Genomic DNA, 3,805 nt, shown 5'->3' on the forward strand with positions numbered 1-3,805 from the left:
AGCAGGGTGAACAGAAAACCGAAGTACGGCGGACCCACCGAGATCTTGCCCAGGTTGAGCGCATCGCCGATCAACGGGAACAGCGTGCCCAGCAGCACCATCGCGGCAGCTACGGTCAGCATAAGGTTGCCGATGAGGATGGCGGTTTCGCGGGAGACCACGCTAAAGGGTTTGCCACCGGCTACCTTGGGCGCGCGCAGCGCATACAGCAGCAGCGAGCCACCTACCACGACGGTGAGGAAGCACAGGATAAACAGGCCGCGTCGCGGGTCCGACGCAAACGCGTGCACCGAGGTGAGCACGCCCGAGCGCACCAGGAAGGTGCCCAGCAAGGAGAGTGAGAAAGCGAAGATGGACAGCAGGATGGTCCACGCACGCAGGCCGCCGCGTTTTTCGGTAACGGCTTGCGCGTGGATCAGCGCCGCGCCCACCAGCCATGGCATGAAGCTGGCGTTCTCTACCGGGTCCCAGAACCACCAGCCGCCCCAGCCCAGTTCTGCATACGCCCACCAGCTACCCGCGACGATGCCGGCTGAAAGGAAGGCCCATGCCACGTTGGTCCACGGGCGTGCCCAACGCACCCAGGCCTGCTCCAGTTCGCCGCCAAGCAACGCGGCAATGGAGAAGGCGAACGCCACCGAAAAACCTACATAACCCATGTAGAGCACCGGCGGGTGGAAGGTCATGCCAGGGTCTTGCAGCACCGGGTTGAGATCGCCGCCATCGGCGGGCATCGGCAGCAGGCGCAGGAACGGGTTGGAGGTAAAGATGATGAAGGCGAGGAAGCCCACCGCCACCAGGCCGAGCACGCCGAGTACGCGCGCCGCGAAGGCTTCAGGCAGGTGCCGGCTCAACGCGGCCAGCGCCAGCGTCCACAGGTTGAGGATGAAGATCCAGAGCAGCAGTGAACCTTCGTGCGCCCCCCACACGGCGGCGATGCGGTAGTACCAGGGCAGTGCGAGGTTGGAGTTGTCGGCCACGTACTGCACGGAGAAATCAAAGCGCAGGAACGACCACACCAGCAGGCCGAAGGCGAGTATCACAAACGCCGCCTGGCCCGCGGCGGCAGGGCGCGCTACGGCCATCAGTGCGCGGTGGTTGCGCCAGGCGCCCAGCAGCGGCAGCACGCCCTGCGCCAGCGCCAGCAGCAGGGCGAGGATGAGTGCGAGTTGGCCCAGTTCCGGCGTCATTGCGGCTTGTCCTGGCCGGCGGCTTCGCTCACTTGCTTGCCTTCGTGTGCCTTGGCCATGGCGTCCTTCAGCTCCTTGGGCATGTAGGTTTCGTCATGCTTGGCCAGCACTTCGGTGGCGATGAAGCGCGCGTCGTCCATGTGGCCGGTGGCGATCACCGACTGGTTGTCGCGAAACAGGTCTGGAAGGATGCCGGTGTACTCCACCGGCATGGAGCCGCCGGCATCGACCACGGTAAAGGTGACCTTGAGCGAATCGCTGCTGCGCTGGATGGAGCCGGCCTTGACCATGCCGCCGAGGCGGAAGGTCTTGTAGCGGGAGGCCGCGCCGGACTGCACCTGGCTCGGGGTAAACAGGTAATTCATGTTCTGCTGCAAGGCGAACACGATCAGGCCGCCCGCCACCACGGCGGCTGCGATCACGAGTAGAACGATGGTGAGCCTGCGCTTGCGGGTGGGATTCATGGAGTACTCGTGCCTGGGTCGCTTAAGGCGTGGTGGTCTGTCGCGGGTTTCGCGCACGCTGTCGCGCCATGCGGGCGCGCAGTTCGCGCAATTGGCGTTTGCGGCGCAGGCCGGGGCTGAGGTAGTCGGCAAGCAGCACCAGGAAGAACACCGCGAAGGCCGGCCATACGTAGGCCGCGTAGCCGCCCATGGCGAGGAAGCGATCCCACGAGAATGGCGTCATGGGCGTGCCTCCTGTTCTGCAATCTGCCGCACCCAGTCCTTGCCGCTTTCCATCGCCAGCAAATCGGTGCGCACGCGGCCGAATAGGCTCGCGAGGTAATAGCATTTGGTGGCGAACATCATGGTCAACAGCGGCCACAGCATGTCGCTGCTGATGCGCGAGGGACCCAGTATGCGCACGGTGGAACCCTGGTGCAGGGTGTTCCACCAGTTCACCGAGAAATGCACGATCGGCACGTTGATGATGCCGATGATGGCGAGAAAGGCGGCGGCGCGCGCACCCTGCCGGCGATCTTCGAAGGAGTGATACAGGCCGATCACGCCCAGGTAGAGGAACAGCAGCACCAGCTCGGAGGTAAGGCGCGCGTCCCAGGTCCACCAAGTGCCCCACATGGGCTTGCCCCACAGCGAGCCCGTGACCAAGGTGATGAAGGTGAAGGCGGCCCCGATCGGCGCCGACTCCATCGCCACCACCTCGGCCAGCTTGATGCGCCATACCAGCGAGATAAAGGAAGCCACCGCCATCAGGCCGTAGATGAACAGGCTCATCCATGCACAGGGCACGTGGATAAAGATGATGCGGTAAGCGTCACCCTGCTGGTAATCGGCGGGCGCGAGCACGAGGCCGCCATACAGGCCGATGGCGGCGAGCACCAGCGCAAGGCCCAAGGCCCAGGGACGCACGATACCGGCGAAGCGGTAGAAGTTCGGCGGCGAGCTGAGCTTGTGCACCCACAAGGGAATCCAGTTGGCCATCTCATGCATCCAGAGCAATGCGGAGGGCCGCCGCGCAGGCCAGCGGCGCCAGCACCAGGGCCATGACCAATGCGGCCCCCAGCCAGGCGATGGGCGCAAGCCACGGCAGCCCCTGTTGCGCCGCGGCGACGGCGCCGGCGGCAAAGATAACCACTGGAACGCAGAGCGGCAGCAGCATCAACGCCAGGAGCATACCAGAGCGTCGCGTACCGGCCGTCAGCGCGACCAGTACAGCGCCGAGCAGGCTCAGCAAGGGCGTGGCGAGCAGCAGTGCGTAGACCAGCACGGGCATCACGGTGGCCGGTAAATGCAGCATGCCGGCCAGCAGCGGGGCGATGACGATCAAGGGCAGGGCGGTGGTGATCCAGTGGGCGAGGATCTTCATGCCAAGCATCAGTGCCAGCGGTTGCGGCGCCAGCATGAGCTGCTCCAGCGAGCCGTCTTCGATATCGCTGCGAAACATCGCATCGAGTGCGAGCAGCATGGCGAGCAATACCGTCACCAGCACCACGCCGCTGGCGATGCGTTGCAGCAATGCGTCTTCGGGCCCGAGCGCAAACGGGAATAGCGTGGTCACGATGATGGCGTACAACACCGGCATGGCGATGTCGCCGCGTCGGCGCCAGGCCAGGGTGAGATCGCGGCGCAGCATGGCGGCGCAGGCGGCGGCAAGCGGAGGGTGACTCATGCGTGCATGCGTACCCGTTTGGGCTCGCCCTGCAGAAAGCTCACCGCGCCATGGCTGGTGACGAGCGCCGCACCACCGGATGCGGCATGGCTGCCGAGCAGGCGATTGACCAGCTCGATGCCGGTGCGGTCGAGATTGGCGTAGGGCTCATCCAGCAACCACAAGGTGGCGGGTAGCAACAGCAGGCGGGCTAGCGCGGCGCGCTTTTTCTGGCCGGCGGAGAGACGGCGCACGGGTTCGTCCTCGTAGCCGGTCAAGCCGATCTCCTGGAGCACCTGTTCGATGCGGCGGCCATCGCGGATGCCGTAAAGGCCAGCGGCAACGGCGAGATTCTCCCGCGCGCTGAGATCTGCCTTCAGGCCCAGGTGGTGACCCAGGAACAAGGTGTCGCCCAGATGCTCGACCCGCCGCCAGGGTGCGCCGCGCCAATGCAGCGAGCCTTCGTCCAGGTGCAGCAAGCCGGCGAGGATGCGCAGCAAGGTGGT

At 65.4% G+C, this 3,805-nt stretch carries 6 protein-coding genes; all 6 read right to left on the reverse strand.

Annotation, left to right across the window (positions count from 1 at the left end; translation table 11 throughout):
• On the reverse strand, positions 1–1,190 hold a 1,190-nt coding region (locus tag JHD67_RS21100; protein WP_199101109.1), incomplete at its 3' end, for a heme lyase CcmF/NrfE family subunit.
• Positions 1,187–1,654 carry a cytochrome c maturation protein CcmE gene (gene ccmE, locus JHD67_RS21105; RefSeq protein ID WP_199101110.1) on the reverse strand — a complete coding sequence of 156 codons (468 nt, stop codon included), beginning with the start codon at positions 1,652–1,654 and terminating at the stop codon, positions 1,187–1,189. The genes ccmE and JHD67_RS21100, both read right to left, overlap by 4 nt.
• Positions 1,655–1,676: 22 nt before the next feature.
• The gene (gene ccmD, locus JHD67_RS21110; RefSeq protein ID WP_199101111.1) at positions 1,677–1,877 is read right to left on the reverse strand and encodes a heme exporter protein CcmD; all 201 of its coding nucleotides are present in this window, start codon (positions 1,875–1,877) and stop codon (positions 1,677–1,679) included.
• Complete coding sequence (locus JHD67_RS21115) at positions 1,874–2,632, reverse strand: heme ABC transporter permease (protein ID WP_233172160.1); 759 nt, start codon at positions 2,630–2,632, stop codon at positions 1,874–1,876. The genes ccmD and JHD67_RS21115 overlap by 4 nt, the downstream gene beginning before the upstream one ends.
• 1 nt (position 2,633) lies before the next feature.
• The gene (ccmB, locus tag JHD67_RS21120; protein WP_199101113.1) at positions 2,634–3,320 is read right to left on the reverse strand and encodes a heme exporter protein CcmB; all 687 of its coding nucleotides are present in this window, start codon (positions 3,318–3,320) and stop codon (positions 2,634–2,636) included.
• A partial coding sequence (ccmA, locus tag JHD67_RS21125) for a heme ABC exporter ATP-binding protein CcmA (RefSeq protein ID WP_199101114.1) occupies positions 3,317–3,805 on the reverse strand: 489 nt, incomplete at its 5' end. The genes ccmA and ccmB, both read right to left, overlap by 4 nt.

Source organism: Dyella sp. ASV21, from assembly GCF_016428975.1.
Lineage (GTDB): Bacteria > Pseudomonadota > Gammaproteobacteria > Xanthomonadales > Rhodanobacteraceae > Dyella.